At 68.5% G+C, this 24,236-nt stretch carries 27 protein-coding genes, 1 pseudogene and 1 other annotated feature; of the genes and pseudogenes, 21 read left to right on the top strand and 7 right to left on the bottom strand.

From position 1 onward, the window contains the following. Nucleotides 1-91: 91 nt before the first annotated feature. Both INTCA_RS17715 and INTCA_RS17710 read left to right on the top strand, forming a co-directional pair. Nucleotides 92-1,354, top strand: a complete 1,263-nt coding sequence (locus tag INTCA_RS17715; RefSeq protein ID WP_013491425.1) for an ISL3 family transposase — start codon at nt 92-94, stop codon at nt 1,352-1,354. 119 nt (nt 1,355-1,473) lie between these two features. Continuing rightward, on the top strand, nt 1,474-2,010 hold the full coding sequence (locus INTCA_RS17710; protein ID WP_013494299.1) for a GNAT family N-acetyltransferase: 537 nt from the start codon (nt 1,474-1,476) through the stop codon (nt 2,008-2,010). 164 nt (nt 2,011-2,174) lie between these two features. Here the strand turns inward: INTCA_RS17710 and INTCA_RS17705 are convergent, their stop codons facing one another. After that, nucleotides 2,175-3,194 carry a hypothetical protein gene (locus INTCA_RS17705; RefSeq protein WP_013494298.1) on the bottom strand — a complete coding sequence of 340 codons (1,020 nt, stop codon included), beginning with the start codon at nt 3,192-3,194 and terminating at the stop codon, nt 2,175-2,177. A 289-nt stretch (nt 3,195-3,483) separates the two neighbouring features. Between INTCA_RS17705 and INTCA_RS19940 the strand changes: the two genes are divergently transcribed. Then, nucleotides 3,484-3,657, top strand: coding sequence for a hypothetical protein (locus INTCA_RS19940; RefSeq protein WP_169312936.1), 174 nt, complete (start codon nt 3,484-3,486; stop codon nt 3,655-3,657). A 159-nt stretch (nt 3,658-3,816) separates the two neighbouring features. On the opposite strand, the gene INTCA_RS17700 is transcribed toward INTCA_RS19940, so the two are convergent. Further along, nucleotides 3,817-4,440: a GNAT family N-acetyltransferase gene (locus INTCA_RS17700; RefSeq protein ID WP_013494296.1), complete on the bottom strand. Its 624-nt coding sequence runs from the start codon at nt 4,438-4,440 to the stop codon at nt 3,817-3,819. A 175-nt stretch (nt 4,441-4,615) separates the two neighbouring features. Here INTCA_RS17700 and INTCA_RS17695 point away from each other — a divergent pair, with 175 nt between their 5' ends. Then, on the top strand, nt 4,616-4,840 hold the full coding sequence (locus INTCA_RS17695) for a hypothetical protein (RefSeq protein ID WP_013494295.1): 225 nt from the start codon (nt 4,616-4,618) through the stop codon (nt 4,838-4,840). 366 nt (nt 4,841-5,206) lie between these two features. Further along, the gene (locus INTCA_RS17690) at nt 5,207-5,917 is read left to right on the top strand and encodes a DUF429 domain-containing protein (RefSeq protein WP_148236669.1); all 711 of its coding nucleotides are present in this window, start codon (nt 5,207-5,209) and stop codon (nt 5,915-5,917) included. A 101-nt stretch (nt 5,918-6,018) separates the two neighbouring features. Here INTCA_RS17690 and INTCA_RS19305 read toward each other — a convergent pair whose 3' ends face one another. Then, the gene (locus INTCA_RS19305) at nt 6,019-6,423 is read right to left on the bottom strand and encodes an NUDIX domain-containing protein (RefSeq protein WP_013494293.1); all 405 of its coding nucleotides are present in this window, start codon (nt 6,421-6,423) and stop codon (nt 6,019-6,021) included. Nucleotides 6,424-6,627: 204 nt separating this feature from the next. Here INTCA_RS19305 and INTCA_RS17680 point away from each other — a divergent pair, with 204 nt between their 5' ends. From INTCA_RS17680 to INTCA_RS18825, 9 genes are all read left to right on the top strand, one after another. Beyond that, entirely contained in the window at nt 6,628-6,951 is a 324-nt protein-coding gene (locus INTCA_RS17680) for a site-specific integrase (protein WP_041307934.1), read from the top strand. An 89-nt stretch (nt 6,952-7,040) separates the two neighbouring features. Further along, on the top strand, nt 7,041-8,141 hold the full coding sequence (locus tag INTCA_RS17675; protein ID WP_013491644.1) for a tyrosine-type recombinase/integrase: 1,101 nt from the start codon (nt 7,041-7,043) through the stop codon (nt 8,139-8,141). Nucleotides 8,142-8,145: 4 nt separating this feature from the next. Continuing rightward, on the top strand, nt 8,146-8,469 hold the full coding sequence (locus tag INTCA_RS17670; protein WP_013491643.1) for a helix-turn-helix domain-containing protein: 324 nt from the start codon (nt 8,146-8,148) through the stop codon (nt 8,467-8,469). Between the two features lie 492 nt (nt 8,470-8,961). Continuing rightward, nucleotides 8,962-10,223, top strand: a protein-coding gene (locus tag INTCA_RS17660; protein WP_148236513.1) for an IS3 family transposase whose coding sequence is annotated in 2 segments (ribosomal slippage) — nt 8,962-9,259 and nt 9,259-10,223 — 1,263 coding nt in all. Because the reading frame shifts where the segments join, the coding sequence is not laid out codon by codon here. Continuing rightward, nucleotides 9,249-9,380, top strand: a sequence feature (AL1L pseudoknot). It overlaps the preceding gene by 132 nt. A gap of 35 nt (nt 10,224-10,258) precedes the next feature. Then, the gene (locus INTCA_RS17655; RefSeq protein WP_013494291.1) at nt 10,259-11,593 is read left to right on the top strand and encodes a site-specific integrase; all 1,335 of its coding nucleotides are present in this window, start codon (nt 10,259-10,261) and stop codon (nt 11,591-11,593) included. A 54-nt stretch (nt 11,594-11,647) separates the two neighbouring features. Continuing rightward, the gene (locus INTCA_RS17650) at nt 11,648-12,334 is read left to right on the top strand and encodes a tyrosine-type recombinase/integrase (protein WP_148236667.1); all 687 of its coding nucleotides are present in this window, start codon (nt 11,648-11,650) and stop codon (nt 12,332-12,334) included. A 170-nt stretch (nt 12,335-12,504) separates the two neighbouring features. Further along, nucleotides 12,505-12,771: a type II toxin-antitoxin system Phd/YefM family antitoxin gene (locus INTCA_RS17645; protein WP_013494290.1), complete on the top strand. Its 267-nt coding sequence runs from the start codon at nt 12,505-12,507 to the stop codon at nt 12,769-12,771. Continuing rightward, entirely contained in the window at nt 12,768-13,046 is a 279-nt protein-coding gene (locus INTCA_RS19300; RefSeq protein WP_013494289.1) for a type II toxin-antitoxin system RelE family toxin, read from the top strand. The genes INTCA_RS17645 and INTCA_RS19300 overlap by 4 nt, the downstream gene beginning before the upstream one ends. A gap of 137 nt (nt 13,047-13,183) precedes the next feature. Then, complete coding sequence (locus INTCA_RS18825) at nt 13,184-13,648, top strand: cupin domain-containing protein (protein WP_052338053.1); 465 nt, start codon at nt 13,184-13,186, stop codon at nt 13,646-13,648. Nucleotides 13,649-13,717: 69 nt separating this feature from the next. Here the strand turns inward: INTCA_RS18825 and INTCA_RS17635 are convergent, their stop codons facing one another. Further along, complete coding sequence (locus tag INTCA_RS17635) at nt 13,718-15,013, bottom strand: IS110 family RNA-guided transposase (protein WP_013494287.1); 1,296 nt, start codon at nt 15,011-15,013, stop codon at nt 13,718-13,720. A 330-nt stretch (nt 15,014-15,343) separates the two neighbouring features. After that, the gene (locus tag INTCA_RS17630) at nt 15,344-15,832 is read right to left on the bottom strand and encodes a hypothetical protein (protein WP_148236665.1); all 489 of its coding nucleotides are present in this window, start codon (nt 15,830-15,832) and stop codon (nt 15,344-15,346) included. A 191-nt stretch (nt 15,833-16,023) separates the two neighbouring features. Between INTCA_RS17630 and INTCA_RS17625 the strand changes: the two genes are divergently transcribed. Next, a complete protein-coding gene (locus INTCA_RS17625) occupies nt 16,024-16,221 on the top strand; it encodes a hypothetical protein (protein WP_013494285.1) in 198 nt (65 codons plus the stop codon). Beyond that, complete coding sequence (locus INTCA_RS17620; protein ID WP_013494284.1) at nt 16,205-16,543, top strand: type II toxin-antitoxin system PemK/MazF family toxin; 339 nt, start codon at nt 16,205-16,207, stop codon at nt 16,541-16,543. Before INTCA_RS17625 ends, INTCA_RS17620 begins: the two co-directional genes overlap by 17 nt. A gap of 276 nt (nt 16,544-16,819) precedes the next feature. Here INTCA_RS17620 and INTCA_RS17615 read toward each other — a convergent pair whose 3' ends face one another. Beyond that, nucleotides 16,820-17,962, bottom strand: coding sequence for a zinc-binding dehydrogenase (locus INTCA_RS17615; protein WP_013494283.1), 1,143 nt, complete (start codon nt 17,960-17,962; stop codon nt 16,820-16,822). Between the two features lie 249 nt (nt 17,963-18,211). On the opposite strand from INTCA_RS17615, the gene INTCA_RS17610 reads away from it, so the two are divergent. Next, the gene (locus tag INTCA_RS17610; protein ID WP_013494282.1) at nt 18,212-19,843 is read left to right on the top strand and encodes a hypothetical protein; all 1,632 of its coding nucleotides are present in this window, start codon (nt 18,212-18,214) and stop codon (nt 19,841-19,843) included. 73 nt (nt 19,844-19,916) lie between these two features. Here the strand turns inward: INTCA_RS17610 and INTCA_RS19295 are convergent. Next, nucleotides 19,917-20,835 (bottom strand): annotated as a pseudogene (locus tag INTCA_RS19295) (IS5 family transposase). Nucleotides 20,836-21,272: 437 nt separating this feature from the next. On the opposite strand from INTCA_RS19295, the gene INTCA_RS17595 reads away from it, so the two are divergent. The 4 genes from INTCA_RS17595 to INTCA_RS17585 all read left to right on the top strand — a co-directional run bounded on the left by INTCA_RS17595 (nt 21,273) and on the right by INTCA_RS17585 (nt 24,126). Next, the gene (locus tag INTCA_RS17595) at nt 21,273-21,599 is read left to right on the top strand and encodes a cupin domain-containing protein (protein WP_169312935.1); all 327 of its coding nucleotides are present in this window, start codon (nt 21,273-21,275) and stop codon (nt 21,597-21,599) included. A gap of 203 nt (nt 21,600-21,802) precedes the next feature. Beyond that, nucleotides 21,803-22,876, top strand: a complete 1,074-nt coding sequence (locus tag INTCA_RS20700; RefSeq protein ID WP_013494280.1) for a GNAT family N-acetyltransferase — start codon at nt 21,803-21,805, stop codon at nt 22,874-22,876. Continuing rightward, nucleotides 22,785-23,201: a VOC family protein gene (locus INTCA_RS17590; protein ID WP_425311128.1), complete on the top strand. Its 417-nt coding sequence runs from the start codon at nt 22,785-22,787 to the stop codon at nt 23,199-23,201. Before INTCA_RS20700 ends, INTCA_RS17590 begins: the two co-directional genes overlap by 92 nt. A gap of 67 nt (nt 23,202-23,268) precedes the next feature. Then, nucleotides 23,269-24,126 carry an alpha/beta hydrolase gene (locus INTCA_RS17585; RefSeq protein ID WP_013494278.1) on the top strand — a complete coding sequence of 286 codons (858 nt, stop codon included), beginning with the start codon at nt 23,269-23,271 and terminating at the stop codon, nt 24,124-24,126. The last annotated feature ends 110 nt before the right edge of the window (nt 24,127-24,236 follow it).

Genomic DNA, 24,236 nt, shown 5'->3' with positions numbered 1-24,236 from the left:
GTGGTTCTCGGGCTGGCTGAACGGGGGCACGCCGTTCCCGCATAGGTTTTGGGCTGTCTAAAGGTCCAGAACCATTGGAGCGGAGAACGGCGTGCGTGATGCCAGCCTATGGCGTGCCCTGTTGGGCGTCGACAAGACGGTCATCGAACAGGTCGAGTTCGACGAGGACGAGCAGCTGCTGGTCGCGCAGGTGCGTCCTCGGAGTCGGGCTCGGAGCCGGTGCGGGGTGTGTGGACGGTCGTGTCCGGGCTACGACGGCGGTGAGGGCAGGCGGCGGTGGCGGGCGTTGGATCTGGGCACCGTCCAGGTGGTGCTGGAGGCGGACGCGCCTCGCGTCTCGTGCCGTCAGCACGGGGTGGTTGTCGCGGCGGTGCCGTGGGCGCGGCACGGGGCGGGGCACACGTACGCGTTCGACGAGCAGGTCGCGTGGCTGGCCACGCAGGCCTCGAAGACGACCGTGACGCAGCTGATGCGGATCGCCTGGCGCACGGTCGGGTCGATCATCACGAGGGTGTGGGCCGACACCGAGAGGCAGTTCGACCGGTTCGCCGGTCTGAAACGGATCGGGATCGACGAGATCAGCTACAAGCGCGGTCACCGGTACCTGACCATCGTGGTCGACCACGACAGCGGCCGACTGGTGTGGGCCGCGCCCGGGCGGGACAAGGCCACCCTGCACGCGTTCTTCGACGCCCTCGGTGAGCAGCGTTGCGCCGCAGTCACGCACGTGTCCGCGGACGGCGCGGACTGGATCGCCAAGGTCGTCACCCAGCGGTGCCCGCAGGCGGTCCGCTGCGCTGACCCGTTCCATGTCGTCTCCTGGGCCACCGACGCGCTCGACGAGGTGCGCCGGGACGCGTGGAACCAGGCGCGTGGCGCGGTCACCCGGCGCCGGGCGGGCCGGGCCAGCGGCCACGCGAAGGACCTCAAGGGGGCCCGGTACGCGTTGTGGAAGAACCCGGGCAATCTGACCGAGAAGCAGCAGGCCAAGCTCGCGTGGGTGGCCAGGACCGACCCGCGGCTCTACCGCGGATACCTGCTGAAGGAGGGCCTGCGGCTCGTCTTCCAGCTGCCCCACCAGCAGGCTGCCGAAGCGCTCGACCGGTGGGTCGCGTGGGCCCGACGGTGCCGCATCGAGGCGTTCGTGACCCTGCAGCGACGCATCGTCAAACACCGCGACTCCATCCTCGCCGCGATCGAGCACGGCCTCTCGAACGGTCGTATCGAGTCGGTCAACACGAAAGTCCGCCTGATCACGCGCATCGCATTCGGGTTCCGCTCGCCAGAGTCCCTGATCGCCCTGGCCATGCTCAGCCTCGGCGGTCACCGCCCCGTCCTGCCCGGCCGGAACTGACCCACGGATCAGTCAGTAGAGCCATATTTCCCCACCTGTCGACCTGCTTGGCTTTCACACAAGGCCGACGCCAGTGGCCGATGGCTCCCCCCCTTCACCCCTGCTGCCAAGATCAGCACGTGAAGACATTGGAGTCCCGACGGGTGCGGCTACGGCAGTGGTCCCGCGAGGACGCGAGCTTCGTCTTCGTCATGTGCTCCCGCTGGGAGGTGCAGCGCTACATCGGCGTGAACCCCCGCGTGCTCCACGAGCGCGAGGAGGCTGTCGACCTCATCGGCCGCTGGCAGGCCCGCCAAGACGATCTGCACCGGGTCTGGGCCGTCGAGCACCATGACGGGCGCCTGCTGGGCACCCTTTTGCTGGTCGCCATCTCCGGCTCGGGCACCCCACCGCTGCAACCCACCGGTGAGACCGAGATCGGCTGGTACTTCCACCCCGACGCCTGGGGGCAGGGCTTCGCCCACGAGGCCGCGAGCCTCGGCCTGGGCTACGCCTTCGCAGCCGGGCTGAAAAAGGTGCTGGCAGTTACCCACCCGGATAACACCCCGTCGCAGGCGCTGTGCCGGCGCCTCGGCATGCGCCACGAGGGTCGGAGCGATCGGTACTACAACATGACCTGCGAGCTGTTCAGCACAGACAAGCCCGGCACTGCCTGATCATCGCCGCTCTCCCCACGGGCGATCCCCTCGCGCGTGCCACGCTCCCTCGACGACCGAGACCCGAGGAGTTGCGTCACAACGCCGCATGCCGGGCGCACGGGGATACCGGATTTGCCGATGGGAGCCCGTTGAACCGAGGGCTTCGGATGGCGTGACAGCAGTTACTCGGCGTCCATGCCGGAGAGCAGGGCATCCGCCTCCTCCGGCGGTAGTGGGAGGGCCGCGAGGTCGAGACGGAAGCGGATGCCTGGCGTGGTGCGGCGTTGGATGTCAAGCGGCTTAGGCTCCGAGCGATAGGTGACAGGGACCGGGCGGCCCAGGAGGCGCGTGACCGCGATGTTTCGAAGCCAGTCCAACAGGTCGGCCGTGACGATGGCCTGGGCGATCAACTCCTCCGGATCAACAGCCCGGTACACCCAGGACCAGCGAACCACCCTCTTGCCATCGGGTCCCTTGACTGGCACGCCCTGGCTATCGCGGACCTGCTCATGCTCCACCGTCCGCAGGGTTGGACCATCCATGAGCCTCAGGGCCTGCTGTGGGGTCCCGTCCTCGGTGACGAAGCTGAACTGTGTTGGGCGGGCTCCCACCGCTAGCCCGTGTTTCGCGGCGTTGTACGGGTTGCGCCACTCGGCGATGTAGCGAGCCAGGGCGCGGACCCAGAGCCGTAGATACTGCTGGACACTTGACATCGTGGGGGGTTCATCCGGCCACGCCTCCTGAATCTCGGTCGGCAGAAACAGGTAGTCGAGCAGTTGGGACAGGTCCGCATCGGGTAGGTCAGCGAGACGAGATAGGCGATCGTTGAACGCGGGCCCGGCCTTCAGTTCGGACAGGGCGATGAGGGGCAACCCGGTCGGGCCGCTGCCGTCGATCAGGGCCAGGATCTGGCGGCACAGTGACTCGGCGGCGTGGTAGGCCAGTACGAACGCATCCAGCGTGGATACGTCTGCCGCGTTCTCGGGGCGCGCGAAATTGAACGGGCTCGTGAGACGTGATGAGACTGATTCGGGCAGTTGGACGTCAGCGTCATCGCGGTACGCGATCCAGCCGTGGACGCGTGAGCGGAAGTATTCCCCGTTCTCCACTTCCAGCAGAGCGTCATTGAGGCGGGTTCGCAGGGCGTCCGCGCGTGGGTCTGTGGCCTGTTGTGTCCCCGTGTCGGGATCGGCTCCGTCCATGATGGCGATTGTCAGTCGTGATCCTCGGGTAGCGCCGTCCAAACACGCGCAACCGCCGCGAGTCGTGCGTCTCAAACCGCGCTGCGTCACTCCGCCTCGATAGCGGATTGATGGACATTTCGATGAGCGTTCGGTTCTCTTGCGGCAGAACGGTCCAGTGAACCTACGCTGTTGTCGATGAACGCGTCGGCATCCTGGGGTAAGACTCCTCGGGAGAGCATCGAGCAGGAGTGTGCGAATCGTGGCAGGGGCGCGGTCGTCGCGGGCTGCATCGAACTGCTCAAACGCCGTGAAGTCGACGCAGAACTGGTTCTCGCCCTCGGCGGCCCGCCAGCCCGTTGGGTCGTCACCGGAGACCCTCCAGGGCCCGCCCTACTGGCTGAGGGTCTGGGCGCTGCGCGGGCTGCTCTGGGTCTGGGGGGACGAGGCGCTGCCGTCCGTGGAGGCAGCCCTGGCACGATGACGCCTGGCGGGTTCGCGAGATGGCACTGAAGGTGGTGGCCCGCCACAGGCTCGACGAGGCGTTGACGGCAGTTGACCGCCTTCAGGAAGACCCGGTGGCCCGGGTCCGTACGGCCGCCTCGCGAGCCCTGTTTCGGCTTGCCACGGGCGGACAGTGACCTCATCCGGTGTGCTCGCCCGTCCCGATCCGCCGCCAGTCGGCGCCGAGTCGGTGTCGCACCACCCTCCGGCGCAGGGTGGGAGACGCCTCGACCTCGTAGCCGGCGGCCAGGAAGACCTGGAGCAGCCCGACCGACGCCTCGTCCCAGATCACGATCTTCCCCGGCGGCGGCTCGGTGGGGTACCCCTCGAGGACCCGAGCGCCGACCTGTCTGCCGTACTCGACGGTGGCGGCGGCGAGCTCGTACATCAGCCCCTGTCGACGGAAGCCCTTACGCACGACGAAGCAGGTGACCGACCAGACGCCCTCGAGGTCGGGGTCCATCCGCATCCACGGCTTCTGCCGGGCCCAGATCCTCGGGTAGTTCTCCCGCGGCTCGACCGCGACCCAGCCGGCCGGCTCGCCGTCGACGTACCCAACGAGGCCGGACGTGGGGCCGCTCGTGCCGCAGCCGGCCTGCTCCAGGAGCGCGGCGTCGCGCTCCTCCTGAGTCGTGTCGCGCCAGATCCAGCCCGGGACCTTGAGCGCCTGGCAGCGGCACCTGCGGGCGCCGCCGCCGTCGAACACGGCTTCGACGTCCTCGCTCGTCGCGTCGTTGGCCGGTCGCCAGTTGAACTCGGGCATACCGCGAGACTAGTGGCGGGGCCGGGGCCAAGTAGCAACGCCGTGACAGTCCATCCGTGACCTCTTCGGTGCGTCACATCGCCGCGAGCCGGCAATGGCCGTCAGGCCAACTTTCCTGGATTCGGCCGAGGCCCGCGCGCAGTTGGACACGCCATAGTCCGAGCACAATGGCCTGATGGAGTTCCCTCGGATCTGGCCGCACCTCAGTAGCTCCAGCCGGTCATGGCTCATGGAACACAACGGGGAGCCTCTCCCCGATGGCATCATCGCAGAGATCCTCAGCGTCACAGGCGGCCAACAGAACGCTCAGTGGTGGACTGGTCCCTCCTTGGAGGGGGAGACGCAGCTCACCGACGAGGCGGTCGATTGGATCGAGACCGTCTCCAACGACGAGGGCTGATCTGCGCTCTGGCAATTCAGGGGCCGCGGCGCAGTCCGGCGGCAAGCACGTTCATGCCCCGAGGTGGTCGATCAAGCGACGGCCAGCGTACAGAGAGGCGGCGAGGCGCCCCACTCCGCCGCGACAAGGCGCCTTCAGGGCGGAAGTGGTGCCATCCCCCCTCGATGGCCGATTCACCGGCAAGTGGCGAAGGAGGCTCGGGACGACTCGGAGCCCGCTGGCCTGCACAGTCTCATTGTGGAGGTCCAAGGGGTTCACGAGAGTGGGGGAGGTTCGTGGGGGCGCGGGCGGCGTCATCGATCGGTCGGTGGGTCGCACCGGGCGAACTTCAGGGCCTCGTGGCCCAATTCCCGCCAGAATGGTTCCGTGAACAATCCAGGATCAGGCGGGAGCGATGGTGAGTACCGCGTCATGGGCGTTGACGCCTGCAAGAAGGGGTGGGTCGGCATCACCAACGACGCCCGGGGGTACTTCGGTTCGAACATTGAGAGTCTGATCCGGTCGGCCCTAGAAGACGGGGCCCTGCACGTCATCGCGATCGACATTCCCATCGGGCTGCCAGAGACGGGGCCACGGCAGGCCGATGCTCTCGCTCGCAAGCTGGTCGGTAGGCGCGCGTCGTCCGTGTTCTCCACACCCATCCGCGCGGCCTTGGCGGCAAGTACCCACGCGGAGGCGACGGCGATCAGCGCCAAGACGACAGGCAAGGGCCTCAGTCAACAGGCCTTCGGGCTCGGTAAGAAGATCCTCGAAGTCGACCAATGGGCGCGCACAACCTCCCAACGAGTGATCGAGGTGCACCCGGAGGTCTGCTTCGCAAGCATGGGCGGCGGCCATCTACGTCACCCCAAGTCCACGTGGGCAGGCTCCGAGGAACGACGTGGCCTCCTGGCCTCTGCAGGCATCACTGTTCCAGGAGACATCGGCATCGCGGGTGAGATGGCGGGGACCGACGACGTACTCGACGCAGCAGCCGCCGTCTGGACTGCATTACGTTTCGCAAAGGGGGTGGCCATCTCCCACCCATTAGCCCCGGAGCGATTCGGCGATGGCCATGACGCCGCCATCTGGGCGTAGGCCTGTCACGATGAAGTGCCTATGCGGCCCCGGATGCGCGTCAATCCGGCATGTTGACCGATAGGGGTTTCACGGACATACCGATGGCAGCGCGTTGAAGTTCAGCCGCAGTGACTCCGCATCGCATTCACCCGGGCCGTGCGCACGAGTACATGGGCGAGAGGAGGCAACTGCTCAAGGTCGAACCATCCGATGTCGTCGTGTTCCTCGGGAGCGACGTTCGCGGGCGTTCCCTGCCAGTCATGCACAAGCCAAGCGCTAAGGAGCGCCGGCTCCTCTGCAGGTCCGACGGTCAGCCGACACAGATGAGCAACCGAGGCCGGCGCTACCTGCACGCCGAGTTCTTCGTGCAGCTCCCGCGTGAGCCCGTCCAGTTCTGACTCGCCAGCCTCGATCAGTCCGCCCGGCAGATCCCACACGTCCGGGTACGCATGCTTATTCGGACTCCGATGCACGAGTAGGACTTGACCCCCACGAACCAGCGCGCCGACGACCACCTCATGCATTCGGCAATCAGAGCATGGGCATCCGACAGCCAACGTCCGCACGTGCCGCAAGGCGTGCGTCTCGAACCCGCGTCACAGCGCCGCCTGCGGACGCATTTGGCGACGACCAGAGTGGGTCTACCGTCGGGAAGGTCCGCTGCCCCGGCCGCGACAGCGGGCGAGCGGGTCAGGGCCGGTTGTCAGGTCGCCGCGTGAGGTGACCGCATGTCCAGCCCAACAACGCTGCTGCCGTTCCAGCCGGCGACGATGTCGACCGCGCAGCTGGCGGCCGTGTCCTTCCTGGCCCGCTACTCGGGGCACACCCACGTCCTGTACGCCTACCAGCTGCGGGAGTGGTTCGCCTGGTGCGAGGGCAACGGGCTCGACCCGCTGGTCGGGATCCAGCGCGCCCACGTCGAGCTGTACATCCGCGGTCTCGGCGAGCGTGGCCTGATGGACTCCACTGTCGTTATTTCAGTTGCCTCAGGTTCGATCCACGGGGAACAGCCTTGGCACGTCTGTGACCTGCTGCGATGCAGCCCGGCTTGATCCCGAACACGCCTCGACAGATCCTCAGGATTCCTGACGCTGATGCTAGGTTTCAGAGCTAGCACCTCATTTCGTGAAGCGGGGGTTCGATGACACTGGCAGTGGTCCGCTCGGTGGACTCGGCCCGAAGCCTGCACGGCAGTCTGGACGTCGAGGCGTTCGAGCAGGAGATGATCGACCAGTACTCGCTGGCGTCGGCCGCGGCGGGGACCCTGGACGCGACGACCGCGGCGGACCGCTCGGTCGTCTTCGAGTTCGCGCGGTTCCTGGGTGCCCCGTTGTGGAGCGCGCAGCCCGAGGACGCCGACCGCTACTTGCGCGCGGCACGTCGTGAGCGCCGGCTGGCCACCTCGACCGTGGCGGGCAAGGCAACAGCGTTGGCGAAGTTCTACGAGTTCGTGATCGCCCGCTACCAGGGCGACATCCATGCGCTGTTCGGGCAGGTCGTCACCCAGCCGATCGACGAGTTCAACCGGCCGCGCGCCGTTGCCGCGGCAACCGCAGCGCGTATCCCGCCGACGACCGACGAGGTCGGCGCCCTGTTCGCCTCCTGGGGCCAGGCGCTGCCCGTGGCCCGCAAGTACCTGCCGGCGGCCCGGGACTACCTCGCGGCCTCGCTGTGGCGACGAGTCGGGCTGCGGATCAACGAAACCGTGATGCTCGACATCGGCGACTGGCACCCCGACCTCGGTGCCCACGGCAAGCTGCATGTGCGACACGGCAAGGGCAGCCGCGGCCGCGGCGCCAAGATCCGCATCGTGCCGGCCATCGACGAGGTCGACGCGCTGCTGGAGTGGTGGCTGACCGACGTACGCCACCAGTTCGGCGACGATGCCGACGACCCGAGCGCGCCACTGCTGCCGAGCGAACGACGAGACGCGATGACCGGGCACGCCACCCGGATCGGCGCCGAGGCATTGCGCGCCGGCCTCGGGCACGCCGTGCAGGCGTGGCTGCCGACGTGGACCGGTCGGCTCACCCCGCACGTGCTGCGCCACTACTGCGCGTCCCATCTGTACCAGCAAGGCATGAGCCTCAAGGCGATCCAAGAGCTGATGGGACACAGCTGGCTCTCCACGACCACCCAGTACATCCACGTCCACTCCACCCATATCGAGGCGTCCTGGGCTGCTGCGAACCAGCGGACCCTGGACCGCCTCGGGACCATGACCACCCGCCAGGAGCGATGAACCGATGCGTTGGAACATGCGGATGAAGGCCGCCGAGGCCGGGATCTGGAAGTCGACCGAGCTACGCCGGATGCTGGCCGAGGCCGGCCTGGACATCAGCGCCGGGAAGATGTCGGGGCTGTGGACCGGCACCCCGACCACGATCCGGCTGGACGATCTCGACGTGATCTGCTTCGTCCTCGGCTGCACCCCAGCCGACCTGCTGATCTGCGAGCCCGAGGCAGTCGCCGCCCGCAAGCCCGCCACGAAGACGACGGCCAACGCGCGAACCGCCTCATCCGGCCGGCGCCGTACCCCGGGCCGGAGCCGGAGCCAGCCACCGGCATGACCGCCCCGCCCATGTGCCAAGGCTGCAGCCGTAGGCCCGAGGCATACCGGAAGCGAGGCTGGTGCTACGACTGCAAGCCGGGATCCAAGGGCAGGCCGCTGCCATGCCGCCGCTGTGGGCGGGACGGCGACTACTGGTCCAGTGGGCTGTGCCGCCTGTGCCACCCGCTCGCCCCGCAAGCGCCTGACTCCTGTCGCGACTGTCTCGCCTGGGGCGTGACCCGGCTGCGAGGCCGGCTCTGCCTGGCCTGCACGGCATGGCGCTACGCTCACCCCGGGGCCGGCGAATGCATCTGCTGCCACAGGGAGCTCGCGGTCAACCAGCACCAGGCGTGCCGGCTGTGCTGGGCCCAGACCTTCACCCGTCAGGCCCAGCTCGGTCTTCCTCGCGACGTCCTGAGCGCCAACCAGGCCGGCCAGCAGCTGTGGTTCGCGAACATGAATCGTCCTGAGTTTCCCGGAGGGTGTTGATCTAGCAAGGGAGACTGTTCTCATGCCTGCACCGAAGAAGTTCGACGAGGCGACCCGTGAGCGGGCGGTCCGGATGTACCTGGACCGGCTCGAGCAGCACGGGGAGGCGAAGGTCGAGGCGCGTCGTCAGGTCGGCGCGCTGCTCGACATCAACCAGGCCACGATCCGCAACTGGGTCGAGGCCGAGGAACGGGCCGCGGGTTCCCGCCCGGCGGCCTCGGCTCGAGTGGCGGAATCGGAGGAGGTGCGTGCACTCAAGCGTCGGGTCGCCGAGCTCGAGCGCGCGAACGACATCCTCAAGACCGCCTCGGCGTTTTTCGCTCAGGCGGAGCTCGACCGCCGACTGCGGTGATCGTGGCCTACATCGACACCTACCGGGCCCGCTTCGGCGTCGAGCCGATCTGTACCGTGCTGTCCGAGCACGGCATGAAGATCGCGCCGAGCACCTACTACGCCCGCAAGGCCTGCCCGCTCAGCGATGCGGCGCTCGAGGAGGCGTATCTGGTCAACGCGATCTTCACACTGTGGCAACAGAATTGGCGTGTCTACGGGGTGCGCAAGCTCTATCACGAGGCGCGCCGTGCCGGCCTTGGCGTGGGCCGCGACCAGGTGGCGCGGCTGATGCGGATCGCCGGGATCCGCGGGGTACGCCGAGGAACGCACCACACCGTGACGACCCGGCGGGATGAGGCGGCGGCCCGGCACCCGGACCTGGTCAAGCGGGGCTGGGACGTGCCCACTCGGGTGGACCAGCTGTGGGTGGCCGACTTCTCCTACGTGTGGACGCTGGCCGGGTTCGTGTACGTGGCGTTCGTCGTGGACGTGTTCTCCCGCCGGATTCTGGGCTGGCGGGTGACCACGAGCAAGCACACCTCGATGGTGACCGACGCGCTGCGCCAAGCCCTCAGCCTGCGTCAGCGTCACCAATCGCACTGGGATGCAACAGGGTTGGTCCATCACTCGGATGCCGGGAGCCAGTACACCTCGATCGCGTTCACCGCTGAGCTGCTCGAGGCCGGCATCGCCGGCTCGATCGGCACCGTCGGCGATGCGCTCGACAACGCGCTCTGCGAGAGCACCATCGGGCTGTTCAAGACCGAGGCCATCGACCTGCCCGGTCCCGCGTGGAAGGACCGCCGCGAGGTCGAGTGGCAGGTCGCCCGCTGGGTCCAGTGGTACAACGCCCGGCGGCTGCACTCCTCGATCGGGTACCTGCCCCCGGTTGAGTTCGAGCACCTTCACCGGCAGGCTACGACCGTGACCCCCATCCCGGAGGTCGCGTAACAACCCACCCTCCGGGAACCTCAGTACGGTTCAACATGACCAACCCCCGCAACGGCTACCGGCCTCACCCCCGGCGGGACTACCGCCGGCCCCGGGACCAGCGCCACCCGGTCGAGGAGGACCCCACCGCCGGTGAACCAGCCGCCCCTACTGCCCCGGGCCCGGGCCAGCTCGACCTGTTCGCGTACCACCCCATCGAGGATCCAGCCCGCCGGTACGGGTTCGGTGACCCGCCCAGCAGCCGGTTCGCGGCGCTGCTCGACCAGCTCACCCTCGAGCACGCCGCCCGCTACGGCTGGACCACCCGGCAGACCAAAGAGACGCGGATCACGTTGCGGGTGCTGCAAGCCCGGTCCCGTCTCTATGGACCGCCCGTCAGGGCAACCGATGTTCAACAACTGATCGAGGACGGGCTGCGGGTCCGGTTGCCGATGGCAGTCCTGACCGAGGCCGACCTGCTGTTCGATGACCGTCCTCCGAGGCTGGTCACCTGGTTCACACGGCAGCTGCACGGCCTGCCCGAAGCGATGGCCAGCGAGCTGCAGACCTGGTTCGAGGTCCTGCACCACGGCAGCACAGTCCCGCCACGCAGCCATCCCCGCAGCGAGGGCACCATCAGGACCCGCACCTTGTGGGCCATGCCCACCCTGCGGGCCTGGGCCGCGGACGGGCACCACTCCCTGCGCGAGATCACACGCTCCGACATCCTCGCCGTGCTCCCCGGCGAGGGCACCCCCCGGGCCACTCTCGGTGCCGCCCTGCGCTCGATATTCACCACCCTCAAGGGCCACCGGCTCCTGTTCGTCAACCCGACCGCGCGGATTCGGGTCGGCACCCTCGAGCGGCGCACCCCGATGCCCATCGCCACCGCCGCCATCCGGGCCGCGTTCGACTCCGACGACCCCGCCACCGCCGCCATCACCACGCTGATCGGCATCCACGGGCTGCGCCCCCGGGAGGCCTGCGCCCTGCACCTGTTCGAGGTCCGCGACAACCGGATCACGCTGCCCGATCGGAGCATCCTGCTGGCCCCGGCGACCAAGGCCCGGCTCGACCGGTACCTCGCCTACCGACGCGAGCGGTGGCCGGGCTGCATCAACCCGCACTTCCTCATCCATGCCAGGTCGGCCGCCACCCCCGAGCAGGTCCGCGTCCCCTGGCTCACCGACAAGCTCGGCATGTCCGCAGACGCCTTGCGCCAGGACCGGATCCTGGCCGAGGCGAACGCCGGCAGCGACCTGCGCCGCATCTGCGACTTCTTCGGCGTCACAATCGAGACCGCCGAGCACTACGCGCGCACCGTGAGCCACCCCGACCTGGACGCCTTCACCACCGACCCCGCGGGTTCGCGAACCGACACACCCCAATGAGCGTCTCACCGCGACCCCACCCTTGAGTTCCCGCCACGACGGGCTTCAGTTTTCGTGAACTCGTGGGAAACGACGATGATGCACGGCGTGCGCGGCTTCTTCCGCTTCGCCCACATCGACGGGCTCATCCACGCGGACCCGGCCGTCTACGCCCGGCTTCCCAAGGTCCACCGCGACAAGACGCGGACCCAAGGACTGGACCGGCTCGAGCTGATCCGGTTCCTCCAAGTAGCCCAGACGATCACCGTGCATCACGGCGCGCTCGCGTACCTGCTGGGCATCAACGCCCTGCGCGCCTCCGAGGCCGCCGGGGTCCGCATCGAGGACTACGCCGACACGCTGCGCGGCCACCGGGTGCTGCACGTCCTGGGCAAGGGCAACAAGCCGGCCACCATGCCGCTGACCGTCCCGGTGCTCCGGGTCCTGGAGGCCTGCCGCGGGCAGCGCACCAGCGGGCCGCTGGTGCTGCGACCGGTCTCCGGCAAGCCGATCGACCGACGCGACGTCTACCGCATGGTCGCCCGGATCGCGAAGACAGCCGGGATCCCGCGGCACATCAGCCCGCACTCGCTGCGCCACGCCGCGATCACCAACGCCCTGGACGCCGGCGTCCCCCTGCGGGACGCGCAAATCCTCGCCCGGCACGCCGACCCCCGCACGACCGAACACTACGACCGCGCCCGCGGCAACCTCGACCGGCACGGCGTCCACTTCCTGACCGCCTACGTCGCCGGCGTGTGAGATCGCGTGGCCGCGCGGAGTGGCCGACGGGGCGGAGGCACGGGGTCCGAGTCGACCGCGCCGTATCTGCGTGCCACAGGGCCGGGGCTTGCGCGCCTGCGTGACGGTCCCGCGAAGCCAGGGCCAACACGTCTTGACCCCAGCGCCCCCTAAGCGCCACAATTGTGTACATGACTGTTGAACCGCTTCGCGATGTCCGCAACCATTTCAGCGACGTCATCGACCGCGTCGAGCATGAGCACGAGCGGGTCACAGTCACGCGCAATGGACGCCCGGTTGCCGTCATCCTCAGCCCGGACGACCTGGCGCAGCTGGAGGAGACCCTCTCGGTGCTCAGCGACCCCGAAGCCCTCGCCGACATCCGTGAGGCCGATGCGGCATACGCGACCGGTGACGTCGTTCGCGGGGTCGAGGCCGTGCGCGGCCTGCGCTCGTGAGCGAAGAACCGTACGAACTGGTCCTGACCCCTCCCGCCGTCCGAGCCGTGCGCTCAGGACTGCCCGAGGCCGTTGCGGCGGCGGTCATAGAGTTCCTCACCGGAGCATTGATCCAGAACCCGCACCGCGTCGGCAAGCCATTGCGGGGGGAGCTCGCGGGTATCCACTCGGCCCGGCGCGGCACCTACCGCGTCCTGTATCGAATCAACGAGATCCAAGGCGAAGTGGTGGTTCTCCGCATCGACCACCGACGAGACGCTTACCGACGCGGATAAGCGCGTCTGTTCGCCGCGTGACCTCCTCGTGGACCTGCGCTCTTCTACCAAGAGGCGCGCACGCCTGCGGCGCCTGTGACACCTTGGTCGCAGATGGGGACTCGGCCGGGTGTTCCTGAGCAGCGAGGGTGGGAACAATGACGTTGACGGAGCCGTTCGTCGTCAGGCGCGATCCAGCGATCGCAAGACCGTTTCAGGTGCTGGCGGCTTCCGACCGGACAGCAGGCACTGTGATCTTCGGCGAAGCCAAGCTGCCAGCACGCACCTCCGGCCCGGGACTACACGTTCATACGCGCGAGGACGAGGCCATCTTTGTCATCAGCGGGATCATCACCTTCGTCGTAGGCGATCGCAGGTTCGAAGCCGCCGACGGCGACTTGGTGTGGCTGCCACGCGAGGTCCCCCACACCTTCGCGAATGTGGGCGACGAGCCTGCCTGGGCTTTCGGGACGACGACCCCAGCGGGCCTGGAGGGCATGTTCGAGGAACAGGCCGCGTATTTCGATGGCCTGCAGGGTCCTGCCGACCCCGCTCGGATCGCTGAGATCGGCGCCAGGTACGGCGTGACTGCGCTGGGTCCGCCGCTCGAGGTCGACGGCTAGGGTGGCGCGTCCGCCCCTCCGGACGCAGCGCAGGTATTGAACGTGCGTCACTTCGGCTCCCCTCTGTCGTCAAGGGGCCGGGATCGGCTCTTTCGAGTGTGCGCCGGCGCTGGTCGCCGTCAAGGTCGTTCGTCCGGTGGGGCGCTCCACCTTGACGGCTCCGGCGCGTCGTCGCGTCATCTGGGGAGCCGAGCCCGGGTGGGGGTTCGCACGGGCCACGGCGGCCGGTAGCGTGGTAGGTGCGGGTCCGGGAAGTGGCTGATCCGAAGTGTCGATGTGCGGGGGCACGTCGACCGCGCTGGATTCTTGAGTCGCCCCGCAGTGCCCTCCCGGGCCCGTTTCAACGGCACGGGCGTCGGCGACGAGCTGGCGGTAGAGGGCGTCGGAGATCCTGCGCTTGAGGCACCTGATCGCCTCGAGGGGCTTCTTGCCCTCGGCGAGCTTGCGCCGGTAGTAGGTCCGGCCCTCGCTGGCGAGTCGGATCTGGCTGATCGCGGCGATGTGGATCATGTGGTTCATCCGCCGGTTCCCGGCCCGCGACAGCCGGTGTCGGTCCTGCTCGCCGGAGGACGCGTCCAACGGGGCGGTGCCGGTCCAGGACGCGAACCGGTTCCGGTCGGCGAACCGCGCCACGTCACCGACGTCGGCCAACGTGCGCGCGGCGACCACCGGGCCGACGCCGCGCAGGTCCATCAGGTGCGACCCGCGGGACAAGACGATCGCCTTCAGCTCCTTGCTCAGCGCCTTGGTCTTCTTGTCGGCCGCGACCAACTCGGTCAGCTGCTCGACCGCGAGCCGGCGCCGGGTCTTGCCGGCCAGGTCCCGGGGCCGCACCGAAGCGAGGATTGCCTTGGCCTGCAAGGCGGTCAGGTCCTTCTTCGCCTTCCCGGGGGTCAGCTCGGAGAGCAGCCGCTGCAACCGGTTGACGGTCTGCACGCGTTGCCGGGTCAGCTCCTCCCGGCGGTCGACGAGCATCCGCAGCGCCTCGAGCTCGCTGTCGTAGGACAGCACCCGCAACCCCGGAGTGCGCACCGCGACGACCGCGACGGCGTGCGCGTCGTGGGCGTCGGTCTTGCGGTTGTGGCCGGTGTCGAGCAACCGGGCCCGGGCCGACAACTTCGCGGGGACGTCCACGACGTGCTCACCGTCGGCGAGCAGCCGCTGCGCCAGCGGCCGGCCGGCGCCGTTGCTGCCCTCGACCGCCCAGACCCGCTCCGGCCACCCCCGCACCTGCTTGCGCATCGCGGCGTACCCGGCCTTGTCGGTGGCGAACCGACCCGTGCCCAGCACGCTCTCGTGGTCATCGACGACCTCGATCGTCACCGACAGCTTGTGGGGATCGACCCCGATGAACACCATCGCCATGTCGCCACCTCGTCCTCGTCTCGTCGTGCACTTGCAGGGATCGCGAGGCGGGCATTGCTGTTACGAGCAGGGCAGTCCCCTCTGGAGCCACACCTCGTCACGGCCCCCGGCGGGATGCAAACCGAAAGAGAGCCACACCGATCACACCGGTGGGCAGCCGCGAGAAGAGCAGCCCACCGGGCACCTGGAACCGAGTCTGGCCGGACACCGGTCCCGCCGACAATCGTCTAACAGCCGCGACTGACCCGGACGCCTCTCGCCTCAGGCCGCGAGAGCCCGACGCTCTGCGCCGCCCGTGATGCCAGAACGTATGGATCACCGCGCCTGTCATCAACTTCGAGGCCCTTTGGTCTGTTCAAGGCCAAGAGCTCCACTCAACGTGGCGGCGAGTCGTTCCACTGTGGCGGGACGGCCGGACAGCTCAGGGAGGTCCTGACCTCCTTTACCGTGCCTGAGCACAAAGACGACCATGCGGTATCGCTTGGAGGTCGCGTACCGGGTGAGCGCTCCCGAATACCCAGACGATCCCACCCGGTAGACGTCTTGGACAGCCCACGTCTGCGTCCGGAGCCAACTGCGCCGGCGGACGGTGTCATCGCCCACGACGACGCCCACGAAAGGTGCGCGCGCGATCAGAGCAGCGAAGACGATCGCGCACAGCCAGTACATCCAGTCCGGGTCGCGCAGACCCTCGAGCTGCGGGTCAAGGAACGCAGTCGTGGCGATGGCCAGCATGGCCACCGCCCACCCGGTGACCACCCGCACGTACCCGCGTGCTCGTATCACCGTCCGGGGCCGGGCGTCGGGCTTGGCGGGCACGAGCCTGATGCTCTCACGTAGGCCACCCATCAGCGAGGCCCTGGCTTGCCCATCCGTACTCGCGCAGGCGCGTCACATCGCCGCGAGCGGGGCAGGGGCTGGGGGTTCGGCGGTTCCTTCAGCTACCTTCGGCCTGCTCCGCCGCGAGGCATCATGTAGACGGATCTGTCTACAGGAGGTAGCGTTGGGTTGTGGCCGAGACAACGACGATCCGCATCAGCAGGGACACTCATGCGCAGGTTACGCGCTTGGCGGCCGAACGCCACGAAACGATCGATGAGACCGTGAGCAAGGCCATCCGCGCGCTGCGCCAGGACGCCATGGCGCGGGACCTCGCGGCGACGCTCACCGAGCATGAGACGGCGTGGCTAGATGCTGACGCCGGGTGACGTCGTCGAACTCGACCTCGGCATGCCCGCCGGTAGCGAGGCCGGACTCCGTCGCCCCGCCGTCGTCGTGACAGCCGCCCGGATTCTGAGGGGTGGACCCAACGTCGTCCAGGTCGTGCCGTTGACCCGGACGATCCGCACGAGCAGCACCGAGGTCCTGATCGACCCCGATGAGGACAACCGCCTTGCGGCGCGTTCCTCGGCGCAGTGCCAGCACGTACGCTCCGTGGCCACGACACGGATTCAGGAGCGCACCGGCAATGTCGGCCCCGTGGTCCTCAACGAGGTCCGCGAGACACTGGCGCTACTGCTAGACCTATAGCGTCGTCCGAGCATCACCCGATCACCCGAGTGCGGCTCCCTCGAAGCGCGGACGCGCATGCAGCCGCGTCACACCGGAGGTGCTGGCGCCGATGCCGACGAGCGCGTGACCGATGGCCCACCAACGCGATCGTTCGACTGTCAAGGTGCCTGAAGTGGTCCTATGCCGCGGCGCCGACCTGGAGCGCGTAACGCGTGCCACTCGATATTCGGTCACATCGCATTCCCATCCCGAGGGTCCCCTTTTCACCAGGGACACGTCCCGCACCGGCGGCGCTTACCCGTTGGGCAGCACGAGGTACTTCTCGCCGGTGCGCCGCGCGGTGTACCGGCTCACGGCCTCCTGTGTGAGCATCCTCTCGAGGCTCACCCGGTCGCTGTAGTGGCTGGCGAACGTGGTCGTCAGGTCCCTCATCACCCGCTCGCGCATCCGTGTGACCACCGCCGGGCCTGCCTTGGTGACGAAGGGGAACAGCAGCCACCCGCCGAGGTCCCAGGTGAGCCCGAACGAGCGGTGCAGGATCGTCGGACCGGCATCGAGCCCGCCGTAGATGTAGACCCTCTTCGGGGTCGAGGAGCCGTAGGGCGAATAGGCCGCGCCCCGGCTTGCCGCGGCCTCCATCGCGGTGAGGATCCGACCGGCCATCGTGCCGCCGCCGATCGGGTCAAAGCCGAGCATGGCCCCGGTCTCGCCGATCGCCTCGGCCAGGTGCGCGGTGAAGGCGGGATCGGTCGAGTCGAGCACGTACTTCGCGCCGAGACCCTGGAGCAGTTCCACCTGCGCCTGGCTTCTCACGATGTTGACCAGCGGCACGCCGTCCTCGCGGCAGATCCGCACCAGCATCTGTCCGAGGTTCGAGGCGGCGGCGGCGTGGACCAGCCCGATGAAGCCCTCCGCGCGCATCGTCTCGACGAACCCGAGCGCAGTCATGGGGTTGACGAAGCTCGACGCGCCCTGCTCGGCGCTGACGTCGTCGGGCAGCGGCAGGCTCATCCTCGCCTCGGCGTGGGCGTAGGTACCGTAGGCGGTGCCGGGAACGGCGGCGACGCGCTTGCCGAGGAGTGCCTGCGCCGAGGGGTCCTCGCCCGCTGCGACCACCGTCCCGGCCCCTTCATTGCCCGCCGGCAGCGAGAGCCCGTGCCGTGCCCGCAGCGCCTGCACCGCGCCCTGGGACACACGCGCGACGACCCGGCCGGGCGAGTACTCGGCGTTCTCGGTGTCGGCAGGGCCGAACAGCAGGCCCAGGTCGGACGGGTTGATCGGGGCAGCCTCCACCTTGACGAGGATCTGGCTGCCGGTGGGCGCGGCCCATTCGTGGTCAACCAACTCGACCGTGAGCACGCCCTCGCCCGAGAGCGTGCTACGCAGTTGCCTGCCCGCGAAAACCGCGCCTGCGGACGCCGTACCGATGGATGTCATGCTCGCCTCGCCTCGGGGTTGGGCCGCGCGTGCGGCAGTGCCGACGGCAACCCAGTCGATCATCTCGCAGCCACGTCCTAACGGGGCTCCGCCCCAGCCCGCGGACGCGGTGCGTCTCGTCGGCTGCCTCGCTTGGTCGTAGGCTCCGATCGTTGGGTCTGTCGAGGACCCTGCGGTCTTCGTCGTGATCCCGTTTGGTGGCGGTGGTTGACCCCGTGCTTGGGGTCGGCCCGACGATCGGAGCTTGTGATGACATTACCGCGGAGCGTCGCTGAGGTCCTGTCCGAGCACGTCGTGTTCGAGGTCGAGTCGATCGACCGGATGTACCTGAACGTGTACGTCCCGCAGCTGCAGCGGGCGGGTCAGGTGGCCGGGTTCCTGATGCGCGATCACGGGTTCCCGATCGCCTCCACGGCGTTGGTTGCGCCGATGTCGCGGGCGTTCGTCGACGGCCTGTACCGGTACGCCGCCGCGCACGGGGTACCGGTGGTGCGTTTCGCCAAGGGGCAGCGCAAGGACGACGTGATGCACGAACGGCTGCGCGGGTTCACCGGCACCGATGAGGTCGTGTTCATCGGGGTGGCGCAGGAGAAGGCCCACGTGTTCCGCACCGAGCGGCGGCACAACCCGGTCACCGGCGCGCCCTACCCCTGGATCGTGCCGGCGAGCGTCGTGGTCAACCACTACTACGTGTACGCCGTCGACGGGGACTTCGGCCCGTTCTTCCTCAAGTTCTGCTCCTACTTCCCGTACGCCGCCCGGCTCTGCATCAACGGGCACCAGTACGCCAAGCGGCAGGCGGTCAAGGCTGGCATCCGCTTCCAAGCCCTCGACAACGGGTTCGCCGCGATCGACGACCAGAACGACGTCGCGGCGGTGCAGGCCATCTGTGACGGGCTGACCGAGGAGCGGATCGACGCGCTGATGCGCAAGTGGCTGGCCCGACTGCCACACCCCTACTCCGCAGCGGACCGGGCCGCGGGGTACCGGTACGACATCTCCGTGCTGCAGGCCGAGTTCTCCTTGACCCAGGTTCTCGACGCCCCGGTCAGCGGTCGAGTGTTCTTCGAGCAGGTCATCCACGACAACCTCGACCTCGGCCGACCGGACCGGGTCCAGCTCATCTTCAACCGCCGCATCCACAATGGCAGGAAGCGCCCGACCCCGGGACGGTTCCGCACCCGGGTCATCACCGCGCACGTCACCCCGAGCCTGTACGTCGACTACAAGCACACGACGATCAAGCAGTACCACAAGGAAGGACGAGCCCTGCGGACCGAGACGACCATCAACGACACCTACGGCTTCAACGTCGGCAGGCGGCTGACCAACCTGCCCGCCCTGCGGCAGATCGGCTTCTCAGCCAACCGGCGCCGCCTGGGCGTCCAACGACTCAGCCACAGCCCTGCCGACGGCGCCGCCACCCTCGCCGCGGTCACCAGCCCCGCCTTCACCGCCACCGGACAGCGCGTGCCCGGGCTGCGGTTCACCGACGCGCACGCCCAAGCGCTGCTGTCCGCCCTCTGCGTCTTCCGGCTCCTACCGCACGGGTTCACCAACCGCGACCTGCGCGACCTGCTCGAGCCGCTGCTCGGGACGCCGTCGGGCACACTCACCCGAGGTCAGGCCACCTACGCCCTGCGCTGCCTGCGAGATCACGGCCTCATCGAACGCGTCCCCGGCGGCCACCGCTACACCGTCACCGACACCGGCCACTCCCAAGCACTGTTCCTGACCCGCGCCCACGACCGCGTCCTGCGCGCCGGCCTCGCCCAGATCGCCTCCACCCCAACCAAATTCAACACGCGACTCCGCTCAGCCGACCGTGCCTACCGTGCCGCGATGAATGACCTCGTCACCACAGCAGGACTGGCCGCATGACGGGACCCAAACTTGACCCATCCTTCACCACATCACCTGCTCAAGCCGTCTAGAGCGTGTCTCTTGATTCCCATCAGTGGGTCGTGAAGTAGATGAGGCTGGCACCGAGCAGGACACCACCGAGGAACGTTCGGGCCTGTTTGTCGTAGCGGGTGGCGATGCCGCGCCACTGCTTGAGCCGCAGGTAGCTGCGCTCGACGGTGTTGCGCTTCTTGTAGGCGCCCGGGTCGAAGCCCGGTGGGCGCCCACCGCGGCTGCCCTTGGCCTTGCGGCGCGCGATCTGGTCGGAACGCTCCGGGATCGTGTGCGCAATCTTGAACGCTCGCAGTCGAGTTCGTGTCGACGGGTGCGAGTACGCCTTGTCGGCCAGCAGCCGGAACGGCGGACGCTTCCCGGCCGAGCGGTAGTCCTCGATCAGCGGGATCAGCTGCGGGTTGTCCCCGGCCTGCCCACCGGTCAACCGGATCTGGACCGTGGCGGTGGCCTGGTCGGCCAGCGTGTGGATCTTCGTCGACAGTCCGCCGCGGGAGCGCCCCAGCGCGTGGTCAGCCGGCTCGGGCGGCAGATTCTTGTAATTCGATCCTGCCCCCTGTGTGGCCTGCAGGCTCGGAAACGACCTCCGCGGTGGCCGAGTCGTGCCGGGCGCCGGCCGCGTGCTGGTGCGCCCGCACGATCGTCGAGTCCACCGACAGGAGGTGCTCAACATCGTCGGTGGCGTTCTCATCGACCAGTCCGGCCTGCTGCACCGCGGCCATCATCAGGTGATACGTGCCGTCGGTTGACCAGCGGAAATGCCGCTTCCACAAGGTCTGCCACGGACCGAACTCCTCGGGCACATCCCGCCACGGAGACCCGGTGCGATACCGCCAACAGATCCCCTCCAGAACCCGACGGTGATCGGACCAGCGCCGCCCGCGACGACCCGCCGAACACGGCAGCAGCGGCTCCACGACCGCCCAGAACTCGTCAGAAACCTGACCCTGTCGCACCATGAGTCCGACACTCTCAGGATGGGCCGCTCAAGTTTGGGAGACACGCTCTAGTCTGGACGGTTTCCAGGGGTCACGGGCGCCGACGTGGGGGTGACCCGTCAGAGGAGCGTGTCGAGGGCCCTACCCGGCCTCACGACCTCGGTGCGGACGCGGCGGGCCCGGCTTCGGCGTGCGCGCCGACTGGTACCCGCAACCTGACCGCCGACCCGCCGCCGCCACGACCGTCCTGACCAGGCCGTAGCCCACCTCGCCGCCTGTCGACCCTCCGATCGGCGATCTCGGTGGGACTCACACGGATGCGGTCATGCGCGTCTTGACAATCTGTGCGTTCGCGAGCAGCGTCGAACGATGAGCAAGTCGCGGGCAACATGGAGGGCGCCGTGGGCGACGAGAGGCGAGTGAAGCTGATCCGACCGGGAGATCGATCAGAAGGCCAGATGACGCCAGGCATGCGCCGGGAGCAGGCCGTCAGCACGGATAGAAGTTGGGCCGGCCACGTCACGACGGAGGCCGGGATGGTGTCCGGGTGGCACCATCACGGAGACTACGAGAGTCACATCTACGTCGTCTCGGGACTGTTGCGGATGGAGTCCGGTCCCGGTGGCCAGGACGTGGTTGATGCGGAGCCCGGCGATTTTGTCTTCGTGCCACCGTACACGGTGCATCGCGAGGGGAACCCGGCATCGGCGGAGGCTACGGTGATCGTCGTCAGAGCCGGAAGCGGGGAGGCAGTGTTCAACGTCGACCGACCCGATGACACCTGAAGCGTGACGCTTGCGCCGCGGTGTAGGCGTTGCCGCGCGGATCTCTGCATCGGGAGCATGAGGTGCAGATCGGCGTGCGTCACAACGCCGCAAGTCGGATGGCCGTCGTTCCACGGACAGGCCGATGAGGGCGTTGTATGACACGCCCCGGAGGCGGAGTCAGTTATCGACTTGGGTCCGGTGTCTAGGTTCAGGGCGTGGAGATGAGGATTCGTCCGGCACAGCTGGATGAGCTTGAAGAACTGGCATGGATCGAGCACGAGGCAGACGGCCTGTTCGGCGTGGTCGGTGTCGACGTCATTCTCGATGCGCCGGCCCCGCCCACCGCCGACTATGCCAAGGCTCAGGAGGCTGGCAGCGTCCTGGTCGCGGAGCTCCCTACTGGCCCGCTGGCGGGGTTCGTCCGGACTGAGATCGTCGACGAAACGGCTCACCTGGAGCAGGTCAGTGTCCTGCCCCAGCATGCCCGACATGGGGTCGGCAGAGCCATGATCGCCGCCGCCGAGGACTGGGCTTTTCGGCGCGGGCACACCCCGCATCACGTTGACGACCTACCGGGACGTGCCATGGAACGCCGTACTACCAGCGTCTGGGCTGGGATGTTCTTGCGGACGACGACCTCGGGCCACAGCTGCGTGCCATCCGCGGCCACGAGCGGGCCCGCGGCCTCGAGATCCAGGCCCGCCAGGCCATGGGGAACCGTTGAGTCCCAACGGCGCAGTGACCATCTGAGGCGGGCCCTCAACGCGCCGTCATGCCGCGGGCCGACTCGCCCTGGCGCACTGATCGCGCACCTGAGCCCCTCGAGCCGCGCGTGGCTGATCGAGCACAATGGGGAGCCGCTGCCCGACCAACTCGTTGCAGAGATCGTCAGCGTCGCAGGCGCCGAACCGAACGCTCAGTGGTGGGGCGGCCCCTCCTTGGAGGGCAGACCCAGCTCACCGACGAAGCGGGCGACTGGATCGACACCGTCGCCAACGACGAGAGCTGACCCGAGCTCTCCCGTCAGCAGCGCCCGCAATGACGCTGTAGGCGCGATCGTGCCGGCAGTCGCCGGTTCCAGGCGACGGCGCCCAATCGCGTCCCTCCGGCGACTGCCGGGGGAGCTGGCGGGTCGGTGCGCACCTGGCCGTACCGATCTACTGTGGCTGGATGCTCACGAACCGGTCGGCGCCGCAGGCGCGAGTGACACCGGTTCTGACCGTGGCCGACGTTCGGGCGGCGGTGGCGTGGTACGCCGACGTCTTCGGGTTCGTCGAACACGTCCGCATCGGTGAAGGGCACCGCTCGCAGCTCGGCCTGCCGGACGGGCAGCCGGCCGAGCTCGTGGTGGCCGAGGTTCGGCCCGGGCGGCGAACCCCTCAGAGCGGGCGTTCTCACCAAGTGATGCTCAAGGTCGCCGATGTCGCGGGAGTCGCCGAGACGGCGACCGCTCGAGGCGCCGTTCTGGTCGACCCGCCGCACGACTGGGAGTACGGCGAGCGGCAGGCCACGATCGATGACTCGTTCGGGCACCAGTGGGTCCTCAACCAGACGATCGTCGACGTCGCGCCCGAGCAGTGGGGCGGTCAGACCGTGACGCCGCGCCCTCGACCCCAGTAGCGCCTGCGGTCAGCGGTCCAGTCCCAAACCCGTTGCGCATCAGCACACCGGGTGATGGGGTGACGGCGTGTCCCAGCCCCAAACTGAGAACGCCCACGTCATCTCCGCGGTCCCCGGTCGCACGAACGTCTACGTCCACCTCGACGTGGTCTATGCGCGTCGTGGTGGTCTCGACCTTCACCTGCAGATCATCCAGCCCAGTGGCGACGCGGCGATGCTCGGCTGGGAGGTGGCGTTCGCGGGCCGCTATCCGTGCATCGCCTTCATTCAGGGTTCAGGGTGGCGAGAGCAGGCTCTCGGGGCGGCGATGTCGTACCTGTGCCGGTTCGCCGAGCGCGGCTACGTCATCGCGATCGTGCAGTACCGCCCCTCGGCGGTGGCCCCGCACCCTGCCCAAGTTCACGACGCCAAGACCGCCGTCAGATGGCTGCGTCAGAACTCCGATCAGTACGGCATCGACCCCGACCGCATCACCATCTCGGGCGACAGCTCCGGCGGGCACACCGCTCTGCTGGTCCACGCCACCGACGGGTCGGCAGCGCTGGACGAGGACCCAGAAGCCGCCCCATTGAACCTGTCCAGCGCGGTCGTGTTCTCCTCCCCAACGGACCTCACACTCATGGACGACGACGACGCCGTCCGCGACCTGCTCGGCGGTCGACGCCCGAGTCAAGCCCCGGACGACGCCCGGGCTGCCTGCCCCGCAAACCATCTCGACCGCCGGCGCCGGGGCCCGGTGCTGCTGGTGCACGGCACCGACGACGAGGTCGTCGCCTGCGAACACAGCCGTATCTACGCGATGGCGCTGCGCGAGGCCGGCCACACGTGCGACTTGGTGCTTGTCGAAGGTGCCCGGCATGGCATCTGGCCCTCTCTGTTCAGCCCAGAGCTCGCCGACATCATGGACGAGTTTCTCAGTGGCTAGCACAGGAGCACCGCATCGCTGCGGCGCCATTCGCATCTCCCAGCGCCGCGGTGTGGTCGTCAGCCGCGCGGTCAGCCCGGCGACGTGAGCCGGGAGGCGTGCCCAGGAGT

Source organism: Intrasporangium calvum DSM 43043, from assembly GCF_000184685.1.
Lineage (GTDB): Bacteria > Actinomycetota > Actinomycetes > Actinomycetales > Dermatophilaceae > Intrasporangium > Intrasporangium calvum.
The sequence above is the reverse complement of the archived record's forward strand: the minus strand, read 5'-3'. Positions and strand labels throughout refer to the sequence as shown.